The sequence below is a fragment of the Chryseosolibacter histidinae genome (assembly GCF_018598225.1).
GTDB classification, from domain to species: Bacteria; Bacteroidota; Bacteroidia; order Cytophagales; family Cyclobacteriaceae; genus Chryseosolibacter; species Chryseosolibacter histidini.
The window spans coordinates 154,921-175,675 of record NZ_JAHESF010000015.1 but is presented as its reverse complement, the minus strand read 5'-3'; the positions used below and the strand labels follow the sequence as shown (position 1 = coordinate 175,675).

Here is a 20,755-nt window from a genome sequence, read left to right as displayed (position 1 = left end):
GTGAATGGGCGCAGAGGGGCAGGTTTCCCGCAGATCACGCAGATCTTCGCAGATATTTTCAACCTCATTTAAGAAATAAAGAAACGTACAATCGAACAGAATTGCATGATGTTATTTCGTATGATCAATGAATTGCGCTATAAAAATCTTATCAGAGAAAATAAAGCGAAGTTTATTCTGAGCGCTAAAAAAAAGAAACGGCCACAGGAGATGTGGCCGTTAGAAAATCTTGATCTAAGAAGTATTATTTACCTGTCAACGATTGCGTGAGACCGTTCTGATCTGTAACCTCGATCACGAAGCCCTGACCTACTTCATTCATGTCATAGATCTTGGCGAAATCGCCGTCGAGTTTCTCTGTTCCGCTGTACACCAGTGTATGTTTCGCATCGAACACACTCACCTTCAGCGTTTCGTTGCCCTTGTTTGACACTCTGAGCATATACTTGTCTGTGCCAGGCACGCGCAACAGGTTCATCAGTTTCTTTTGAACAGTGGCTACCGCATTGTGATAGCTGATCTTCTGCAGTTGTTTTCCGTCTTCGTGGTTAAGCTCTATGGTGTATTCACCTTCTTTCAGGGAAGAGAAGTTGTAAGGACGCATGAAGTTCTCAACGTTACGCAGGGTTTCTTTATAAACAGCGGTGCCTTTTTCATCGAGGATAGTCACTGTGACATCCGAAGGTCTTGTGCCTTTATAGAAGAGCTTGAAAACAGATCCGGACTTTATTACCGATGTGCCTACTGGTGACTTCGGCTTATCGATCGCATTCGCTACTACTGCACTGCACATAACAGTCAGCACAACAATCATGGTAAGGAACTTTTTCATAAAATATTTTTTAGTTAGTGTAAAGACGGATCAGTGCAGGTGAATGTTGCAAACGTTTGTTAAATAATGATGAACAATTGAAAGATCACGCAACATGTGGTATCCGAAAATACTACTGTGAAAAAGTCGGGTTCAAACGAAAAAATTTTGAAAGGGATGCAGAACAGAATAAAAAAATACGGCAACGATCTTCCAACAAATAAGTTACACGTAACACTAAATTAATTCAGGTGGAATACATCCTTACTTTTTTCTTCCTGGCGGAGGATGTGGATCTGAAATTTCAGTTGATTGATGAGAAAAGTGCTTCTTCTCGCCGGTGAGATCGTGAGAAATTTGTAACGGTCGAACAGATCGAAGTTGAGCTCCTGGGCGATCTGATAGATCGAGAAGGTTGTAAAATGTTTATTGATGTTCCGTTTGGTCTGGTAGATCAGGAATAATTCGTAAAGCTCCACACCGGGCATCTCGTTGAGATCGATATGATTGAGAAATACATCGCCACCGGGGTAAAGCTTCGTTTTATACGTGCGATAGAGTTTATCCATCGAGAACACATCGATGCACCGCAATACAATATCCGATTCTCCGCTCGCGTACCGCTTGATCACACTTTCGAGTTTCATCAGCGCCCCCAGCTTCTCCGTATTCATTTCATGGTTGCAATAAATACCGAAGCTGATGTCGAGCATTTCGGCGTCTGCCAGCAGCTGCCTGTACCGGGGCTCAAAAATATGCAACGGCACAAGCTCCCCAGGCAATGGCAGCAAGGTGAGCGGAAACATCGGTATCTGCAGCGGCTCTGGCATACTACTATATATTATAGGTCTATATATATAACGTCAATTGGCGTCGTCATATCCTTGATACACGCTAAATATTATACCGCTTACCTCCCAGAATAACCTGATCGATCAGGCTGCTCCCAAAGGCGTAGGGCAAATAGGCCAGCGATGACATCGGGCGGGTGATAAAAACGTTCGCCACCTTTCCCTTTGTAATGCTTCCATGCGTGGCCTGAAGCTCCAGCGCAGCAGCTGTGTTGATCGTGGCGGCGTTGATCGCTTCTTCCGGGGTCAACTTCATTTTGATGCAGGCCAGTGCCACCATCAACGGCATGTTACCGCTGGGCGCACTTCCCGGGTTGTAGTCAGAAGCGATGGCAAGCGGCAGTCCGGCCTCCAGGATCGTACGTGCCGGCGGAAAGGGAAGCCCTAGAAAAAACGCTGCGCCTGGCAGGGCCGTGGGCATGATCCGGCTGTTCTTTAACACCTCGATCTCTTCCACTCCGATGTTTTCGAGATGGTCTACACTCAACGCCCCCACCTTCACGCCTACCTGCACACCACCCGAACGATGCAGCTGATTGGCGTGGATCCGGGGTTTCATACCAAAACGTTTTCCTTCCTTCACGATCTTTTCGGTTTCATCCACCGAGAAAAAACCCTGCTCACAAAACACATCGATATAGTCAGCCAGTTGCTCAGCAGCGATGGCCGGGATCATCTCGCGCACGATCAGGCTGATGTAATCTTCTTTTTTAATACCCGCAGGAACGGCATGGGCTCCCAGAAAAGTAGTCCTGACCGTCAGTGGCGTGTGCCGTGCGATCCGTTTGGCAACCCGCAGCATCTTGATCTCGTCCCGTACGGTAAGCCCGTAACCACTTTTGATCTCAACAGCGCCGGTTCCTGTGCGCATGATCTCATGGGCCCGTTGAAGAGAACGTTCAAAGAGCTCATCTTCTGAGGCCTGCTGGAGCTTTTTTGCCGAGTTCAGAATACCTCCGCCCCTGGCAGCGATCTGCTCATAGGTAGCCCCTTTGATCTTCATCACAAATTCTTCTTCCCTGCTGGCAGCGAAAACAAGGTGCGTGTGCGAGTCGACGAACGAAGGCAGAACAAAACATCCTGAGGCATCGATCTCATCGGCAGCGCTCATCTGCGGCATCTCGCTCATGGGTCCGAAGCCGGAGATCACCCCTCCGGAGATCGTCAGGTACGCATGGTCTATAACAGGAAGATCGGCCATAGCCTGGCCTGCCACCTGGTGCACGATGCTTTCGCGTACCTGCACCAGTCCTTTTATATTGCGGATGAGAATATCGCAGTTCACAATAGTGGTGGATTATCCTCAAAAGGTCGGGGTAAAAAGGCAATCAGACAAAAAGAAGCAGGAATAAATGCCAATGCAGTTCACGCAAAGTGCGCAAAGGAAAACGCAAAGAAAATGCAAGAGGGAACTTCAATAGGCTTCAAGCAGATCAACCTGCACCAGGTATTACGTTGCGCAAAAGAACGCAAAGATTTCGTAATACTCATATCCAGGGGAAGCTTCAAAAAACCTTTGCGGCTCTTTACGCTTCTTAGCGGTCTTCGCGTGAACCTGCATTTGCTCAGAGACTACTTTCCGAACGACTCAACCTTGTAATCAAGGTTGGTACCATATACCGGGAAACTGATCTTGAACAGGGCGTAAAACGTTTTGCCGGCGATGCCCGGCCTGTATCCTATTTCGCCGCCATAGGCCCAGCTTAGCGTGCGGTTAAACCGTCCGTCAATACCCAGGCGGAAGCCCAGGCTCTGCGTCTTGATAGGACTCACGGAGTAGGTATTGGTCGCTCCTTTAACAACGTTGCCATTCGTGTCTTTCACCTTCTTCGTGTAGACGATATCGTCGAGCGCAATAGAGGGAGAGAAAAGGATATCGGCATAAACGGTGAGCATAAGGTCGTCTACACCTTCTTCAAATTTATCGAAGTTCACGGCCACGTTCTTGATCCACGCCAGTGATCCACCAGCATATATGCCCTTCGCAGCAACGTTGGTGAACAGGTCTACCGTCTCATCCTGGCCGTGTTCATCAAACTCAGTCGCGGGAATACTTTCGGGTGTTTGGCCTTCGGGCACCTCGCCTGATACCACCAGGTCGCGATGCGTCAGGCCTTGCTTGGTCAATACCCGGTTCAGGTCTACGGAGCTGTTCCAGGCAATACCTCCAAAACGCACACCATAGATCTTTCTCACCTTGCAGGGCACATCGGCATACAACGGCACACGCGAAGCCCACCGGTTTCCGCGGTAGCTGTTCTTGTACAGGAACATTTTCGTTTTCGAGCTTTCTTCAAAATCTTTCACGTGGTAGGTTCCTCCCAGCTCGTAATAGCTGAAGATCTTGTTGGCATTGTCCACATCGCTGTTTTTGACTGCCAAATCGCGTGAGAGATCAAAAAACCGCTGGCTATAGGTTTTCCTGAAATGAGCCCTGACGTCGAGCTTATCCATGTGGTAATACAAGGCTTCTACACCGAAACCTGCATTGATGTTGGTCACGAACACCTCGCCGTAAAGGGGCTGAAATGCAACAAAAAGCTTGTTTACCGAATAGGGCTCATCGTAGATCTCCTCGAAGGTTACGGGAGCCTTGTCTTTCCGGTCCTGCGCAAAAAGGCTGGCGGTAGCCAGGAACGCAGCAGCAAAGATCAAAAAATGATTTTTCATAGCTCAGGTATAGTGGCTAATACCTGTAAAAATAGTAAATATTAGGTTAATAAATACCCGTAGCTGCCGCGGGCTGGCCCAGGGCATGTAATACAATCGGCTAAATCGTTATACTTTCCGGGTTTCTATCAGGTGTTTCAGGGCCGTAAGCTCCTTGAGCGCATCTTCACGCTCCTGCAGTTTCTTGTTGATTTCGGCTTCTTTCCGTTTCCTGGTCGTAATATCTTCGAACATGCCCAGGATGGCCACCACCTCATTATTGGTATTGATGATCGGCACCTTGCTGGTCAGTACCCACGATTCTTCCCCTGTGCTGTTGATATTAACTTCCTCTATGTCGAGCTTGGCCTCGCGTTTACGCATTACCTCCTGGTCATCCCTCCGGTAAGCATCGGCCTGCGCGCTCCAGGCCATATCGAAGTCAGTCTTGCCGATGAGATCTGCCGGCGACTGTACACCCGCCACGGAAGCAAAGATCTTGTTACATCCCATGAAACGAAGGTCTCTGTCTTTCCAGAAGATAGCCCTGGGAATATTGTCCACAATAGCCTGTAAGGTATCCTGTGACTCTGTCAGTTTTTTCTCCTGAAGCTTCAGCGCTTCGGCCTGTTGTTGCGATTGCTGAAGCTCCTTCTCCAGGATGGTTTGCTTGCGGCGCATCTCTTCCTGGGTTGCCTCGAGCTCTTCCATATTCTGACGGATCTCCTCTTCCTGCGACTTCATCTCCTCAGCCTGCTGCTGCGTTTTCTCCAGCAGCACACGTGTGGTCTCGTTGACACGAACACTGGAGATCGTAGACGCGATGGTCTCCGCCAGTTTCTCCACGAGGTCGATCTCATGCGGCTCATACCTGCGGAACGACGCGAGCTCGATCACACCGTAGATGGTTCCGTTTACCTTCAACGGAACGATGAGCAACGCATTGGGATTGGCTCCGCCGAGACCGGAAGTGATGTTGATATACTCCTGTGGTACTTCCAGCAGGTAAATACGTTCGCCTTCCAGGAAACACTGGCCTACCAGACCGTCTCCGATCTGAACCTGTCGCGTCATGTATTTTTTTCTTTCAAAGGCATAACAGGCTACCAGTTCCAGGAAGTGATTCTTTTCATCGTCTTCGTTGAGAATGAAGAGCCCACCCTGGTTGCTGCCCGTATATTTCACCACGAACTTGATAATGTTATCGTACAGGTCTGAGCTGGAGGTATTGGATGCCCGGAGAATGTCGCCGATCTGTGCGATACCTGTTGTTGTCCAGTTCCGCTTGCGATCATCTTCGGCATTCGTCTTCAGCTTATTCCGCATGTTGATCAGCGTGTTGGTCAGGTTGTCTTCGGCCGTGCTGGTCTGCAGCTCGATGTCGTAGTTACCGGCCGACACCGCTTCGATGAATTGTGACAATGTATTCACACGCCGGGTCTCTTGTTCCAGCATCGCCTTGTTATCCACCATCACCTTGTCGTTACTGCTTTGTAACCTGTAAAGCAGCGTGCACAATAATACAAAGGTGACGAACACCATCAGGCTGCTCACCCATGAGAGCCAGTTGAGGTAAGCGGTATCTGCGTTTACATTTTTTCCGACATGGATCACCAGCCGCTCGACCGTTTGCTGAAATTCCTCAAAGCCTGCATCAAATTTCTGATCGAGATCACTGCCGGCATTTCCGGCACCCGCCGTTGCCGTGCTGTCTGTGGCTGCTACGGGTGTCGCCTGTGCCCGTGCGTTCCAACGTTCCTTGGCGGCTTCGGTCAGCTTCTCTATATCAATGATAGATTCCTTGAGAATGGCGCGGGTCTCTTCGTCGTTGGTTTGGGCGAATGAACCCAGCTCGGTGTTTTTACCATCATAAGCGCCCTGAAGAATAGCCTGTGATGATGTGAGCAGGCTCAACACATCTTTCTCGAAGTTCAGGCTTTTATCTCCGGCCAGAAGCTCTTCAAACCAGAGGTGTGCTTTGGTCGTCCGGTTCTTGATATTGTCTCCAAGGCTGATAAAGGGAAGGTTGCGGTTATAGGTATCGAGGATGTTGCGTTGCACATACACGATCAGGAATGTGGTGATGAAACCAACAACCGCAAAGATCAGGGTATACCTTAAAGCTTTTGTTATTTTCATGAGCTAACTGTTAGATCATTGGGGGTTACAATATTCATGGCGCCTAAACGACTGAAATATCATCCGTTAACCGGTGTTAAAAATAATAGCAATGTAATGAGAGGGCAAAATAAAAAATCATAACACGGTTCGTTAAACATACATGACTGCCTGCTTCATGAAGATACATAAAACCCGTTTGGATAAACCGCTAGTGTAAGAATAATGAACATAAATCAGAAATATGGTGCATTCACCTGAGCGGAAACTATTTTTCTTCAAAAACCCACCAAAGACACCAAAAGTAAGTTTGCAAAAACTTGCCTCGTAAAAGTAAAATTTTTAATAGGCGCATATTCCGAATTATAATTTTCGTTTTACCTTGCCGACCTTTCATGCCTTAACGCTATGCTGAAAGTGGTGCCGGAGCGGACAAACACAAAATTTCTTTATGGAAAATTGAATGTTTTGGCATCCTGGGTGTATGGATCGGTGAACGATGAGGAGGTATGGCGTAATCTTTTTCGGAGATGATTTCATGATCCTAATAATGTTATATAATGAGCTTTGAGGCGCAGTACATGAATATCCTGGTTTTCCTAGATTCGTTCAATCCTGAGAATATCATCCAGTATGGAGGGTTGACCCTGCTGCTGATCATCATTTTTGCCGAAACCGGCGTTTTTTTTGGTTTTTTCCTGCCAGGGGACTCTCTATTATTTATAGCAGGCCTGTTGAGCGATACGGAATACCTCGACACCAATATTGCACTGCTGATCACCCTGCTGATCATAGCGGCTGTGAGCGGCTCCATGGTGGGCTATTTAACCGGCCGTTGGGCGGGGGTCTACCTCGCTAATAAGAAGGACAGCCTGTTCTTTAAAAAGAAATATCTCGACCTGACGCAGGCGTTTTACCAGAAGCACGGCATGATGGCTTTTATTCTCGGTCGTTTCCTACCGGTTGTTAGGACATTTGTTACGATCCTGGCAGGCATGGTGAAGATCGATTTTCCTAAATTTTTGATATTCAATTTTTTAGGCGCATCGATCTGGATCCTGACCATGGTGCTTTCGGGGCACTTCCTGGGGCAGGCATTTCCGCAGATCACAACCTATTTGGAAATTATTGTGGTCGGGATGATTTTGGTGTCGGCAATACCGGTTGTTATAACCTGGTTGAAGAACCGGAATTTATTAGCGAAGGATTGAAAATTGAAGTAGGGGTTTTTTAACTTTTTATTGTCTGATGATGAGTTTAAAGCCTAAAAGGACCAAAAATTGAAAGATTTAATTTTGCAGTTATTGCCAAAAACAGCATTTTTAACGCTTTCTCATTACTTTTGCCAACTATACATAACTATAAACCTAAAATCTAATTAATCATGGCACAGAAATCTAGCTCGTCACTGGGAGATAGTCTTAAGTCAACATTCGCAGCAATTGTTATTCCTTTAGAAGTTGTTCTTGCGATCCTTATTTATTTATTCATCCTGGGCGATCCTTCAAACTTCGAAGGTGGAGATCCTAACAACCACCCGCTGCACGGAAATTACCTTGGTGTTGTTTACAAAGGTGGTATCGTGGTAGCCGTACTGATCGCCCTTTTGATGATCGTTCTTACTTTCTCTATCGAGCGTCTCATCACTATCAGCAGCGCTACCGGCCGTGGAAGCATCAAGAAGTTCGTTACCAAGATCCGCACGCTCATTGCGCAGAACAATATCTCTCAAGCGATCGCAGAATGTGACAGACAAAAAGGTTCTGTTGCCAACGTAGTAAAAGCCGGTCTGCTCAAGTACGATGAATTGTCAAGGAACACTGAACTCGAGCCTGAGAAAAAAGTGTTGCTGGTACAAAAAGACATCGAAGAAACCACACAGCTTGAAATGCCGATGCTGGAAAGAAACCTTGTGATCATTGCTACTATCGCTTCCGTTGCAACGCTGATGGGTCTGCTCGGAACTGTAACGGGTATGATCCGTGCGTTTACCGCGATCGCTACTTCAGGTGCTCCTGACGCAGTTGCGCTGGCTAACGGTATCTCTGAAGCGCTTATCAACACCGCGCTTGGTATCGGTACTTCAGCCCTCGCCATCATTTTCTATAACTTCTTCACCAGCAAGATCGACAGCCTCACTTACGGTATCGACGAAGCAAGCTATAGCATCATTCAGAACTTTACTGCCCGTAACAAGGCTTAATTACTAAATTCCTGTAACTATGGGAAAAGTTAAAGTACACAGAACCCCGCCTTCACTGGATATGACTCCCATGGTGGATCTGGCGTTCCTGCTCGTAACATTCTTTATGCTTACGACCACGTTCGCTCCGGAAGAACCCGTGGTAGTTGATATTCCCAAGTCTGTATCGGAGATCATTCTTCCTGACAAAGACAGGATGATCATTTCGGTAGCGGCCGATGGAAGGGTTTTCTTTGACATGGACAATAAGAACCATCGCAGAGACATGCTGCAGAGCATCGGGCAGAAATACGGAATCACTTTCAGCGAAGACCAGTTGAGGTCTTTCTCGATCCTGTCAGGCTTCGGTCTTCCGGTAGGCAACCTGCCGCAATTCCTGGACATGACTCCGGATGAGCGCAAGCAGGTAACTCAACCAGGTATTCCTTCTGACTCGGTCAATAACGAGCTGGCCGATTGGATCGTGTTTGCCCGTGTGAGCAATCCGAGACTAAGGGTTGCCGTGAAAGGCGACCGTGGCACAGATTACAAGGTAGTGAAGCAGGTGGTGAACACCCTGATAGACCGCAAGGTTCTCAGATTCAACCTGATCACCGGCCTGGAACAAGAGATCTGATATTTAACGTTATACAGTATGCCGGGTCGGCGGCAAGCAGCAGTGCAGCAGTTGACCTCAGCAATGTGAACGACAGTTATTAACAGTTAATAAAAATATTAAACCATGGCAGAAATAAGTCAAGGCGGTGGTGGTGGTAAAAAAGGCGGTGGCAAAGTCAGGGTAAAGAAAGCATCTACCAAGATCGATATGACTCCGATGGTGGATCTTGCTTTCCTCCTGCTCACCTTCTTCATCCTCACTACTACGTTCAACAAGCCGAAGACGATGGAAGTGAATATGCCTGATAAGGTCCAGGACGAAAAGGAACAGACCAAGGTCAACGAAAAGGATATTCTCAACCTCGTGCTGAGCGAAAACAACAAGATCTACTGGTACATAGGCCTTACGCCCCCAGTAACCACAACCAATTATGGCAAAGACGGCGTAAGAAAAGTATTGCTGGAGCAGAACCGCGCCAACCCGAAGCTGATGGTGCTCATCAAGCCGGAGGATAAATCCAAGTATGAAAATATGGTGGATATCCTTGACGAGATGGAGATCACCAACACCAAGCGTTACGCCATCGTGGAGTATACCCCCGATGACAAGACGATTATTGCAGCCGGAACAGGCGGTGCTCCACTTGAAACTGAAACAACACAACCATGAAAACATCAAGCAGTGCAGCAATAGCGCCACAACGTTGGGAAGATGTTGTGTTTGAAAACCGGAACCAGGCCTATGGCGCTTATGTGCTCCGGAAAGGATATGGCAAGAATGTGTTTATCGGTCTTGTCATCACAGGTGTGATCGTAACGATTGTTATGTTCTTCCCCGCCATTGTTGAGTTCTTCAAAGGCGAGGAGGTTATTGAAAAAGCGCCCCCGAAAAAACTGGTCTATACCGAGTTATCGGCGCCGCCGCCAATCGATAAGCCGAAGCCGCCGCCACCACAGATCCAGCTTCCGAAGCTGCAGAAGGTGATCAAGTTCGTTCCGCCGAAAGTTGTGAAAGAAGAAGTGGTAGAAGAAATCCCTACCATCGAAGAGATCAAGCAGAACGAAGTTGCCGCCGTTGAAGTGGAGGGCGATGCCGAAGTGGTATTCGAGGAACCCGTAGCACAGGTAGTAGTTGAAGAAGACGAAAACAAGGTCTTCATGGTGGTGGAACAGCAGCCCGAATTTGAAGGCGGCTATGAAGCCATGATGAACTTCATCAAGAAGAACATGCGTTACCCGGCCAGTGCCAGGCGTATGGGTATCGATGGTACAGTTTACGTAAGCTTCGTAGTAGGTAAAGATGGTACCATCAACGACGTAAAAGTGCTTCGTGGTATCAGTGCCGACTGCGATAAGGAGGCCGTTCGCGTAGTGCAGATGATGCCCCCTTGGAAAGCTGGTAAACAAAACGGTAAGCCTGTATTCGTACGGTTTAACCTGCCGATCAAGTTCAAATTGAATTAACATTGGAAGATAAGCCTGAAAGACGAAAGCTGGCCGTTGCCAACCTAGTCTCAAAGAGCTTCGGAATCTTAATGGTTGTACTGTATTTTGTGCTCGGTACAACCATTATTTTTAGAGCCCCGGCCATGCGCAATATTCCGGAACGCTACGCAATAGCATTCGGGGTTCTTCTCATCGCGTATGGGTTTTACCGTGCCTATAAATTGTACCGGAGATACTTCTGAACACACAGCCCTATGAGAACCCCATTCAATATGATCATCGTGATGGCCATACTGGTAATGGCATGCGGTGCGGACCGTGATAAAAACGGCCGTCCCCTTGACACGCCCACTACCGGTTACATCAAAATCGCCGCCGATGAATCACTGCGCCCGTTGATCGAAACGGAGCTCACCACCTTCGAAGGAATTTATACCAAAGCCGACATCGACTGTCAATTTGTTTCTGAAGCTGACGCCGTCGATGCGTTGCTGAAAGACAGTGTGAGGCTCGCCATTGTCACCCGCAGGTTCACCGCCCAGGAGAAAAAATATTTCGAGGACATCAAGATCACGCCCACCGAAGTGGATGTTGCCATCAGCGGTGTAGCGATCATTCTCAACAGCGCCAACGCCGATACACTCATCAACCTTGACGAGATCCGTTCGCTGCTGCAGGGCAAAATAACCTCGTGGGATGGCCTGGGCGCCAAATCGAAGGCTGGCATAGAGATTGTTTTTGACAATCCCAATTCTGGCATGATCAGGTACCTCAAAGATTCCGTGGCCCGTGTGGCCAAATTGCCGGCAAACTGTTTTGCTGCCGACAACAATGAAGCCGTGGTGGACTTTGTATCCAAAAACGCGAATGCGCTGGGCTTTATCGGCCTGGAGTGGATCAGCGACAAGGACGATTCAGTGTCTAACAGCTTCCTGAAAAAGGTACAGGTGGCAGGCGTTTCCGTAGCGAAAGACAGCGCCCACTACCAGCCCTATCAGGCCTATATAGCGCTCAAAAAATATCCTTTGAGCCGCCGGGTAACAATCCTCAGCCGCGAGGCCAGGGCGGGCCTTGGGAACGGGTTCATTGCCTTCTTTGCCAGCGAAAGAGGACAGCGCATCGTGTTGAAATCAGGCCTTGTGCCGGTTACAATGCCCCTGCGCATCGTAAAAATCAACACTGAGCCACTGGAAATAGAAAAGAATTGACCTTTCGTAAAGAAAAATTGAATAATTGTGGCGTGGGCACGCTATTTTTAAAGCCCCAATAGATTGTTAACGTAAAAGAATAAGATTATGAATCTGCACCATGTAAGCCCTGAGAAAAACCCTTCAGGACTGTTCATCAGCACAAAGCGCCTCCTGGTAATGGTGATGGCCGCGCTTTTCCTGGCGGTATCGGCGAATACCTTTGCCCAGAGCCCTGATGTACGCAAAGCCTTCAGGTTTATTGATATTGAACAGCCTTCCAAAGGTTTAAGCGCGCTTGAACAGCTTGTGAGCGCCAACCCCGACAACGCTGATTATCTGTATTACCTCGGGCTGGCACAGCTGAGAACCGGTGCAAAAGACAAGGCGCTGGCATCCTTTGAAAAGGGTCTCAGCAAAGACGAAAAAAGCGGACTTAACTATGCCGGCAAGGGCCATGTACGCTTACTGGAAAAGAACTCAACAGACGCCAAGGCACAGCTTGACAAAGCCCTGTCTGTTTCAAAATCAAAAGATGTAGGTGTATTGAAAGCCGTAGCAGAGGCTTATCTCACCGATACCAAATACCTGCTGGATGCCATCAACCTGCTGAACAAGGCAAAGACCATCAACGGCACCGATCCTGAAGTGCACATGCTGCTGGGCGATGCCTTCCTGCTGCAAAACAATCAGAATGCAGGTGAGACCGTGAACAGCTACGAACGCGCTGCGAAAGCGGATCCCAAGTTTGCCAAGCCGCACTACAAGATCGGCAAGATCTACCAGCGCGCCAGAACACTCGACATCGCTATCAGCTCTTACGAGAAAGCCATTGCCATCGACCCTGAGTATGCGCCTGCTTACAAGGAGCTCGGTGAAATTTACTATACACAGAAAGCTGCAGACAAAGCTGTATCTGCTTATGAGAAGTATCTCGCCATTTCGGAAACACCTGGTCAGGCCAAATTCCAGTTGGCGTTCTTCTACTTCATGGCTAAAAATTATGAGAAGGCCAATGCCATCTTCAAGGAAGTAACTACCAATCCCAACGTTTCACCGGTGGCTTTAAAATACAACGCGTATTCACTAACCGAACAGGATAAAACGGATGAAGCACGTGGTATGTTCGAGCGTTACTTCCAGAAAGCAAAACAGGAAGATATCACGGCATCTGATTACGCCTATTACGGAAAGCTGCTGCTGAAGCTTAAGCAGGATTCACTGGCCAACGAAAGCTTCGCCAAAAGTATAGCGCTTGATTCGGCGCAGGCTGAGATCCTTCAGTTGCACGGCGACACTTACCTGAAAAGGAAGAAATTCCCTGAAGCCATCGAGGCTTTCAAACAGCTGATGGCGATCCGTCAGCAACCGCTGTCGCAAGATCTGTGGTCTATCGGCCGTGCTTACTATTACAATGAGCAGTTCCCTGAGGCCGACAGTGCCTTCTCGCAACTGGCCCAGAAGCAGCCTAACATGACAGTCGGGTATCTTTATGCGGCACGCGCGAAAGCCAATATCGATAGCACCATGAAGGAGGGATTGGCCAAGCCGATGTATGAATCTTTCCTTGAGAAAGCACTGAGCAATCCTGAAAAGAACAAAAAAGACATTATCGAGGCTTATTCCTATCTGGGCGCTTACACGCTTCATATCAAAAACGATGTGCTTGGCGCAAAAGCCTACTATGAAAAAATTCTCGGGCTGGATCCTGAAAATTCAGAAGCCAAGAATTTCATGCGAGAGCTGAACAAGGCGTCGAAGGGTGGATAGATCCTGGCAAAAAACACTTCAAAGGGGGCTTCGGCCCCTTTTTTATTGAATATCCTACAAGCGCAATTATTTCCGGCAGCGCCTGGACAAGTTTTCCGGCAGCGCCCCTATCTTGCCCGGAAAAGCAGGCATGAAAAACATCACCACGTATCTCCGGCTCGTTATCGGCTCCTGGCTATGCATTATATCGGCTACCAGCGCCCTGGCACAGGCTCAGAAAGGGTACCATCTGTTCAATCCTGTGCCGCGTGAGAACATGCGCGAGTTCAGCATTGACCGGCCCGATGTTACTGAATCGCCCATCAGCGTGGATGCAGGCCATTTTCAGTTCGAGGGCGACCTGGCGAAATGGACGCGTGATACCCGCAATGCCTCCAGCAACCGTACCATCAGCTTCATGAATGGCCTCTACAAAATGGGCATTACGCATTCGTGGGATATTCACATCGGCATCGAGCTTTACAACGTCTATCAGAATGCCGAAGGTGAAACACAAGACAAGGGTTATGGAGCAACCACCCTCCGGCTCAAGCATAATTTCTGGGGCAACGATGGCGAGACCTCCACGGCATTAGGCATCATACCCTATGTGACCTTTACCTCGGGCAACCCACTGGATTCTGACATCGTGTATGGTGCGGGTTTTCCTTTTTCGTATGGCCTTACCGACAACCTGGATCTGGGTGCGCAGGCGCAGTTCGATTTTATTCCACGCGAAACGGGTGGCCACGAGCTGAGCTTTTTCCAGACGGTGGTGCTGGGCGGCGGACTTATCGGCAACCTGGATTTTTATATCGAAGGGCTCGCCATCTTTCCCCACGGCGAGAGCCAGCTCCTCATGAATGGCGGCCTCATCTACAATTTCACTCCCAATGTAAAAGTAGACCTGGCAACGAATCAGGGGCTTACTACGGAAGCGCCTACGCGTGTTTATCTCGGATTGTCGTTCAGGATCTAGGTGGGAAGGAGCTACTGCCAGCTGCGAGAGAACGTGCCTCGAAGCCCGAAGCTCATGACTAAAAGCTCTTCAACGCCTGGCGATGCGCCGTCAGGATCTTATCAGCGATATTATTGTCTACCGCTGTAGAAACGAACATAGCCTCATACTGTGAAGGGGCCAGGTAAATTCCCTGCTGTAACATGGCCTGGAAATATTTGGCAAACAACGCCGTGTCAGAGGTCTTGGCTGTGCCGAAGTCCGTCACCTTTGTGGCGGTAAAGAACAACGTGAACATGGAGCCCACCTGGTTGATGGTGAAATTGAATCCTGCTTTACGGATCTCGTCACCCATATCGTTTACCAGCTTTGTAGTGGTTTTATCAAGCTGCCCGTAGATCTCCGGATGTGCTTTCAGGTGTTTGAGCATCACGAGTCCTGCAGCCATGGCCATGGGGTTTCCCGATAACGTGCCGGCCTGGTAGACGGGCCCAGCAGGAGAAACCGAGTCCATGATCTCTTTGCGGCCGCCATAGGCACCCACGGGAAGTCCTCCGCCGATGATCTTGCCCAGCGTGCTCATGTCGGGTTTAACGCCATACAATTCCTGCGCGCCACCCTGCGCCAGCCTGAAGCCTGTCATCACTTCATCGAAGATCAGAATGATGCCGTGCCGGGTGCAGAGCTCACGCAACCCCTGGAGATAACCTTCTGCCGGGATCACGCAACCCATGTTGCCTACCACGGGCTCGAGGATCAGCGCTGCGATCTCTTCAGGATTTTTCGCGATGAGGTTTTCAATGGCCTTCAGATCGTTGAAGGGTGCTATCAGTGTATCTTGTGCCGTACCTTTTGTAACGCCCGGGCTATCGGGATAACCAAAGGTCAGGGCTCCGCTGCCCGCGGCGATGAGGAATGAGTCGCCGTGGCCGTGGTAACATCCTTCCATCTTGATGATCTTGTCGCGGCCGGTGTAACCCCTGGCCACACGGATGGCAGACATGGTAGCTTCAGTACCTGAATTCACCATGCGCACTTTCTCCACCGACGGCACCATGGAGCAGATCAGCTCGGCCATCTCCACTTCACGCGCTGTGGGTGCTCCGAATGAAGGCGACGCAGAGACCGCTTCACGAATGGCTTCTTCAATGGCAGGATGTGCGTGCCCGAGGATCATCGGTCCCCACGAATTGATGAGGTCTATATACTGGTTTCCGTCTTCATCGTAGAGATACGGTCCTTTTGCTTTTTTAATGAACAGCGGGTTCCCTCCTACTGCACGGAATGCTCTTACGGGAGAATTTACACCACCTGGAATGAATTGTTTTGCCTTATCGAACAAGGCTTGGCTGCGGGAGATCTCGTTCATGCGTTAACGCTTTTCTATCATGATCAATTCACCTTTTCTGAAGGTGATGAAAGGTACCACCTGGTTATCGTGGCTGTACCGGTAATCGAATCCCTGGCCGAGGTAGCCGGGCAGTACACCTGACTCGCTCAGGCCAGCCTGAAAGTATACGCCGTTTTTCTTCAGCTGGTTGCCGGTGAAAAGCATGAACTCATAACCCATGCGCGCAAGATTGGAAGCTGCACGTCCATGTGCACGCAGGAATTTCTTTTCGAATGCCTTGTAGCCAGCGTTCTGGTAGGCCATGAAGTTAGGCGCTGCCAGCACAATGCCCATCGCCTGGTATTTCTCAAAGTCGATGGCATTGTCATCAAGCCAGTTCTCGGAACCTACCAGCAATGTGGAGTCGCCACGGGTCTGCACCGCGCCCACCACCTTGGTGTAGATGAGCGGATCGTCTGACGCTACGAACACGCTGTGAAGGCTGTCGCGTTTCAGTGTAAACTGTATCGGGTATTTAAATTCGTCAAACTCTGTAGGCGTGGCCAGGATGTCGGTGATCTTTTTCGTGTCTTTGTTGTTCACTTTCTCCGCACCCAGAATTTTCAGGCCCAACTCTCCCGCCTGCTGGATAAAGTTCGCAGCCATCACCGAATCTTTTTTACCCGTGCCATAGAACACCATACTTTTGTTTCTGCGGGCTTTGAGGAACGCAGCTGCTTTTCTTCCCAAGGTCTCCGCTGAAGGCTGGAACAAAAACCCGTACGGGTTTCCGGCAGTGATCTCTGTATTGTTAGAGAAAGGGTGAATAATGTTGATGCCGTTGGCCTGCGAAAAATCCTGAACTACCCTGTTCTCTTCGGGGAAGAACGGACCGACAATGAGATCGGTATTCTTGAGCTCTTCGGTTTCAAGGATCTTCTTGATCTTTTCTGTGCTCCGCTCTGTATCATAGGCGCGCAGACTGATGTTGACACCTTGTTTGGCCAGTGTATCGATGGCCATCTTCATGCCTTCATAAAAATCGAGCACCACCTGGTTGCGTTTTCTTCCGGGTGTTGCCTCGAGCGTGCCTACCATGAACGGCAACATCAGCGAAACTGAATAACGTTCTTTGTGAATGGTTCTGGGCGCTTCCGGGATAAAGTCTGTACGTTTCAGCTTGAACTGGTTGATCAGTTCTTCGAGCTGTTTTTTATCTTCCGGGTCAGCCATGTTCTTCGACAGGGCCATGGCCAGCGATTTGGCGATCAGGGCATCTTTGGGATATTCCTCATGCATCATTCTGAGGGTCTCGGCGTCGGTGATGGCTACGAGGTGCTGTTGCTTGACGGCTTCGATATCCTTTTCAAATTTTTTATCCTGGATGGCGCCCAACATTCTCAGTCCCTGAAAATAATCGCGGTTGTCGAAGTGGATCTTCGCCAGCCAGAAATTCACTTCGCTCAACTTATCCCAGTTAGGATGCAGCGTTCTGATCTGGTTGAGCATGTCTTTGGCCACAGCCTTGTATCCCTGGTGGTAAGCCGACAGGGCATAGTAGAATGCGGCATATTCGGCGTACTGGTTGTTCTGATCGTAGGGTATCAGTGGCTTGAAGCTTTCCATGGCGAGGTTGTACTTGCCATCGCGGAAAAGCGCTTTGGCATTCACAAACTGCCTGTTGTAATCGATCTGGCCTGAAGCCACCTGGGCGATCAGCGCCAGCAGACAAACCAAAGACGTTCTTGTCATCATCATCAATTTATCAATTTTATAAAGCCAGAAGCACAAACAAATTCTATTCCCACTCAATGGTTGCAGGGGGCTTTGAGCTGATGTCATACACAACCCTGTTCACGCCTTTGACCTTATTGATAATATCGCTGGAGATCTCGGCAAGGAACTCGTAGGGCAAATGGGCCCAGTCGGCGGTCATACCATCGGTGCTGGTCACTGCCCGCAGGCTCACTACCCGCTCATAGGTACGCTCATCGCCCATAACACCCACTGCCTGAAGCGGCGTGAGGATCGCTCCTGCCTGCCACACTTTATCGTAAAGGCCGTGTTGCCTCAGGCCTGAAATGAAGATGTGATCAACTTCCTGCAGGATGCTCACCTTATCGGCAGTAATATCGCCGAGAATGCGTATACCCAGGCCGGGACCGGGGAAAGGATGGCGGCCAAGTATAGCGGGATCTATGCCCAGCGTTTTGCCTACCACCCTCACTTCATCTTTGAAAAGTGTGTTGAGCGGTTCTACCACCTTGAGCTTCATCTTGTCTGGCAAGCCACCAACATTGTGGTGCGATTTGATGGTAACAGAAGGTCCATTCACCGATACCGACTCGATCACGTCCGGGTAGATGGTACCCTGGCCCAGCCACTTCACGTCGGAGATCTTGTGCGATTCTTCGTCGAACACATCAATGAATGTTTTACCGATGGCCTTGCGCTTGGCTTCGGGATCGGTGAGACCTTTCAGGGCTGTATAGAACTTATCTTTAGCATCTACACCTTTGATGTTCAGGCCCATGTCTTTGTAGGAATCGAGCACCTGCATGAACTCATTCTTGCGGAGCAATCCATTGTCTACAAAAATGCAGTGCAGGTTTTTGCCGATAGCCTTATGGATGAGTGTTGCGGCCACGGTTGAATCAACACCGCCTGACAACGCCATCACTACTTTATCGTTACCCAGTTTCTTTTTCAGACCTTCAACAGTAGATTCAACGAACTGATCGGGAGTCCAGTCCTGGGCGCAGCCGCAGATGTGAACCACGAAGTTTCGCAGCAGGTTCTTGCCTTCTACGGTGTGTGTCACCTCGGGGTGGAATTGTATGCCCCACACATTCTGATCTTTCACCTTGTAAGCGGCTATGGCCACAGAGGGTGTGCTGGCGATCACTTCAAAATTTGAAGGAACGGCCGCTATGGTATCCGCGTGCGACATCCACACCTGGGTGTCGAGCGAGATCTCTTTCAACAGATTGTTGTGATGGTCTACGGTGGTGAGCTTTGCCCTTCCGTATTCGCGCGCATGCGACGGCAATACCTGCCCGCCGCTTTGATGGGCGATGAGCTGTGCTCCGTAACACACGCCAAGCACGGGAACCTGTTTGAACAGATCCATATTTACGTCGGGGGCATTTTTGTCCCTCACCGAGCAGGGGCTGCCCGACAGGATCACACCCTTGATACCGGGATGCAGGTCAGGTACTTTGTTGAAGGGGTGAATTTCGCAGTAAACATTGAGCTCTCTTACCCTGCGGGCGATCAATTGCGTGTACTGGGAACCAAAATCTAGAATAAGAATCTGTTGCGGCATGCTGCAAAGATAACAGAAGCCTCGACCGGGGGTTACCCCCCGTTAAAAAAATATAGCCTTAATAATCAGCGTTTTCGGGCTTACGAACAAGGGTGCCGGGTTCCCGCAGATTCCGCTGATCCTCGCAGACAAGGCCTCTGCGTAAATCTGCGTAATCTGCGGGGAATGCATTTATGCTGGCTTTAATTGCAGCACTACCATTCCAGGAATATCAGCCCTATGTTGAAGCCGATCGCCGAAAAACCGTCGTAACCGAATTTTTTGCTCTGGTTGGTGGAGTAATCATAATGCACGGAGGCCATTACCCCAAGCGATCTGCGGCCGAACTTATACAGTACACCCGCTTCGGGCCGGGCAAGAAATCCCCAGGCGCTTTCGCTGTCTTCATAAATGTTGTAATACATCACATACCGGTTATTGTTGGCACCCAGTCCCAGGCCGGCATAAGGGAAGAACCGCTCCTTCTCGTCATTGCCGAAGTAGTACTGGCCACTGACCACAGCCGTATAAGAATAGATGTAGTTAAAATAATCGGTGGTGACGGCCCCTGAACCGCTTTGCATGGTTTCGGTAGGCTTGTACTGATCATAGGCACTCGAGCTCAGGTCAAGACCGGCGGAAAATTTCCGGTTGATGAAGGCCCGGTACCCCAGACGCACGCCACGAGCGGTGCCATCGTTCACCCACGAGGTGTTAGACAATGGTTTGTTGACATCGAGGGCCACGTAAAAATATTTTTCCTGTGCCAGGGCTGACTGCGCTGCCAGCAGCACGGCAAAAAGAATGAGCTTTCTCATAACGGCGTCTTCCCGAGGTAAGGTGATTGAACAAATGCCTGCCTGATCGCGTCGACTGACTGAGGTATGAGGTCGATGGTGCTGTATACGTCGCCCATGTAGGCATCCCACACCACTTTCACCTTGTTATCTGGCGTTCTGTTCTTCAGGTCAACGATCTCCACGATCAGCACGCCGGTGTTGTAAGCATACGTATTGATGTAAGGGTAGTAGTACCATGAGTTGTAGCCATAGTACCCGGAGTAATAGTTGCCGGGATATCCCCAGTTGTTCGGGTAAACAACTTGCTGAAAAACATTGAAGTCGTTTACCACCAGCACATTGATGCCGAGGTCAGGATTCTGATTGCGAGCCACCTGGGTGTACCCTAATGCGTTCAGGTTTGATTTGATCTCGTTGAGCACCGGCCTGGGGAAAGTGCTTTTGCTCTGAACGATGATGGTGTCGTTGGTGGAATTGGAGATGAGGCCGATGGTATCCGTTGGAATGGAGTACGTTGCATACGCCGAAAAATCCGCAGCCTGATCATAATTGGTGGCCACTACCAGCTGATCGATCAACTGCTTTGCATCGGGCTCGGGCTGGCATGCCTGAAACAAGGCGGCCAGTGCCAGCAAAGGCACAAAAAAGAACTTTCTCATACAGATAGAAAACGTTATGAAGCTTAAAAAATTATTCCTGTACTAGAGACACAGGAAGCCGTCTGAAGGTTTAACAGACGTTGGAGAATTTTA

Annotated in this window: 18 protein-coding genes; 8 read left to right on the top strand and 10 right to left on the bottom strand. The window is 49.3% G+C overall.

The window, feature by feature from the left end; all coding sequences use genetic code 11:
* Positions 1-244: 244 nt before the first annotated feature.
* The 5 genes from KK083_RS16860 to KK083_RS16840 all read right to left on the bottom strand — a co-directional run bounded on the left by KK083_RS16860 (position 245) and on the right by KK083_RS16840 (position 6,450).
* Positions 245-832 carry a T9SS type A sorting domain-containing protein gene (locus KK083_RS16860; RefSeq protein ID WP_254164915.1) on the bottom strand — a complete coding sequence of 196 codons (588 nt, stop codon included), beginning with the start codon at positions 830-832 and terminating at the stop codon, positions 245-247.
* A 221-nt stretch (positions 833-1,053) separates the two neighbouring features.
* On the bottom strand, positions 1,054-1,641 hold the full coding sequence (locus KK083_RS16855; RefSeq protein WP_254164913.1) for a hypothetical protein: 588 nt from the start codon (positions 1,639-1,641) through the stop codon (positions 1,054-1,056).
* A gap of 64 nt (positions 1,642-1,705) precedes the next feature.
* On the bottom strand, positions 1,706-2,947 hold the full coding sequence (gene hutI / locus KK083_RS16850) for an imidazolonepropionase (RefSeq protein ID WP_254164905.1): 1,242 nt from the start codon (positions 2,945-2,947) through the stop codon (positions 1,706-1,708).
* Positions 2,948-3,234: 287 nt separating this feature from the next.
* Complete coding sequence (locus tag KK083_RS16845) at positions 3,235-4,332, bottom strand: hypothetical protein (RefSeq protein WP_254164904.1); 1,098 nt, start codon at positions 4,330-4,332, stop codon at positions 3,235-3,237.
* Between the two features lie 108 nt (positions 4,333-4,440).
* Entirely contained in the window at positions 4,441-6,450 is a 2,010-nt protein-coding gene (locus tag KK083_RS16840) for a GAF domain-containing protein (protein ID WP_254164903.1), read from the bottom strand.
* Between the two features lie 539 nt (positions 6,451-6,989).
* Between KK083_RS16840 and KK083_RS16835 the strand changes: the two genes are divergently transcribed.
* From KK083_RS16835 to KK083_RS16800, 8 genes are all read left to right on the top strand, one after another.
* The gene (locus KK083_RS16835) at positions 6,990-7,640 is read left to right on the top strand and encodes a DedA family protein (protein WP_254164894.1); all 651 of its coding nucleotides are present in this window, start codon (positions 6,990-6,992) and stop codon (positions 7,638-7,640) included.
* Positions 7,641-7,813: 173 nt separating this feature from the next.
* A complete protein-coding gene (locus KK083_RS16830) occupies positions 7,814-8,632 on the top strand; it encodes a MotA/TolQ/ExbB proton channel family protein (RefSeq protein WP_254164885.1) in 819 nt (272 codons plus the stop codon).
* A 19-nt stretch (positions 8,633-8,651) separates the two neighbouring features.
* Positions 8,652-9,248, top strand: a complete 597-nt coding sequence (locus KK083_RS16825) for an ExbD/TolR family protein (RefSeq protein ID WP_254164883.1) — start codon at positions 8,652-8,654, stop codon at positions 9,246-9,248.
* A gap of 105 nt (positions 9,249-9,353) precedes the next feature.
* The gene (locus tag KK083_RS16820; RefSeq protein ID WP_254164881.1) at positions 9,354-9,899 is read left to right on the top strand and encodes an ExbD/TolR family protein; all 546 of its coding nucleotides are present in this window, start codon (positions 9,354-9,356) and stop codon (positions 9,897-9,899) included.
* On the top strand, positions 9,896-10,693 hold the full coding sequence (locus KK083_RS16815) for an energy transducer TonB (protein WP_254164879.1): 798 nt from the start codon (positions 9,896-9,898) through the stop codon (positions 10,691-10,693). The genes KK083_RS16820 and KK083_RS16815 overlap by 4 nt, the downstream gene beginning before the upstream one ends.
* A gap of 236 nt (positions 10,694-10,929) precedes the next feature.
* A complete protein-coding gene (locus KK083_RS16810) occupies positions 10,930-11,883 on the top strand; it encodes a PstS family phosphate ABC transporter substrate-binding protein (protein ID WP_254164878.1) in 954 nt (317 codons plus the stop codon).
* An 87-nt stretch (positions 11,884-11,970) separates the two neighbouring features.
* Positions 11,971-13,632 (top strand): tetratricopeptide repeat protein, encoded by a 1,662-nt coding sequence (locus tag KK083_RS16805; RefSeq protein ID WP_254164876.1) that lies wholly within the window; start codon positions 11,971-11,973, stop codon positions 13,630-13,632.
* 130 nt (positions 13,633-13,762) lie between these two features.
* Positions 13,763-14,590, top strand: a complete 828-nt coding sequence (locus KK083_RS16800) for a transporter (protein ID WP_254164874.1) — start codon at positions 13,763-13,765, stop codon at positions 14,588-14,590.
* A 58-nt stretch (positions 14,591-14,648) separates the two neighbouring features.
* Here KK083_RS16800 and hemL read toward each other — a convergent pair whose 3' ends face one another.
* The 5 genes from hemL to KK083_RS16775 form a co-directional block, all read right to left on the bottom strand.
* Positions 14,649-15,938: a glutamate-1-semialdehyde 2,1-aminomutase gene (gene hemL / locus KK083_RS16795; RefSeq protein WP_254164872.1), complete on the bottom strand. Its 1,290-nt coding sequence runs from the start codon at positions 15,936-15,938 to the stop codon at positions 14,649-14,651.
* 3 nt (positions 15,939-15,941) lie between these two features.
* Positions 15,942-17,657 (bottom strand): ABC transporter substrate-binding protein, encoded by a 1,716-nt coding sequence (locus KK083_RS16790; RefSeq protein ID WP_254164864.1) that lies wholly within the window; start codon positions 17,655-17,657, stop codon positions 15,942-15,944.
* Positions 17,658-17,697: 40 nt separating this feature from the next.
* On the bottom strand, positions 17,698-19,224 hold the full coding sequence (guaA, locus tag KK083_RS16785) for a glutamine-hydrolyzing GMP synthase (RefSeq protein WP_254164862.1): 1,527 nt from the start codon (positions 19,222-19,224) through the stop codon (positions 17,698-17,700).
* 194 nt (positions 19,225-19,418) lie between these two features.
* The gene (locus tag KK083_RS16780; RefSeq protein WP_254164855.1) at positions 19,419-20,021 is read right to left on the bottom strand and encodes an outer membrane beta-barrel protein; all 603 of its coding nucleotides are present in this window, start codon (positions 20,019-20,021) and stop codon (positions 19,419-19,421) included.
* On the bottom strand, positions 20,018-20,662 hold the full coding sequence (locus KK083_RS16775) for a DUF4136 domain-containing protein (RefSeq protein ID WP_254164853.1): 645 nt from the start codon (positions 20,660-20,662) through the stop codon (positions 20,018-20,020). The genes KK083_RS16780 and KK083_RS16775 overlap by 4 nt, the downstream gene beginning before the upstream one ends.
* Positions 20,663-20,755: the final 93 nt, after the last annotated feature.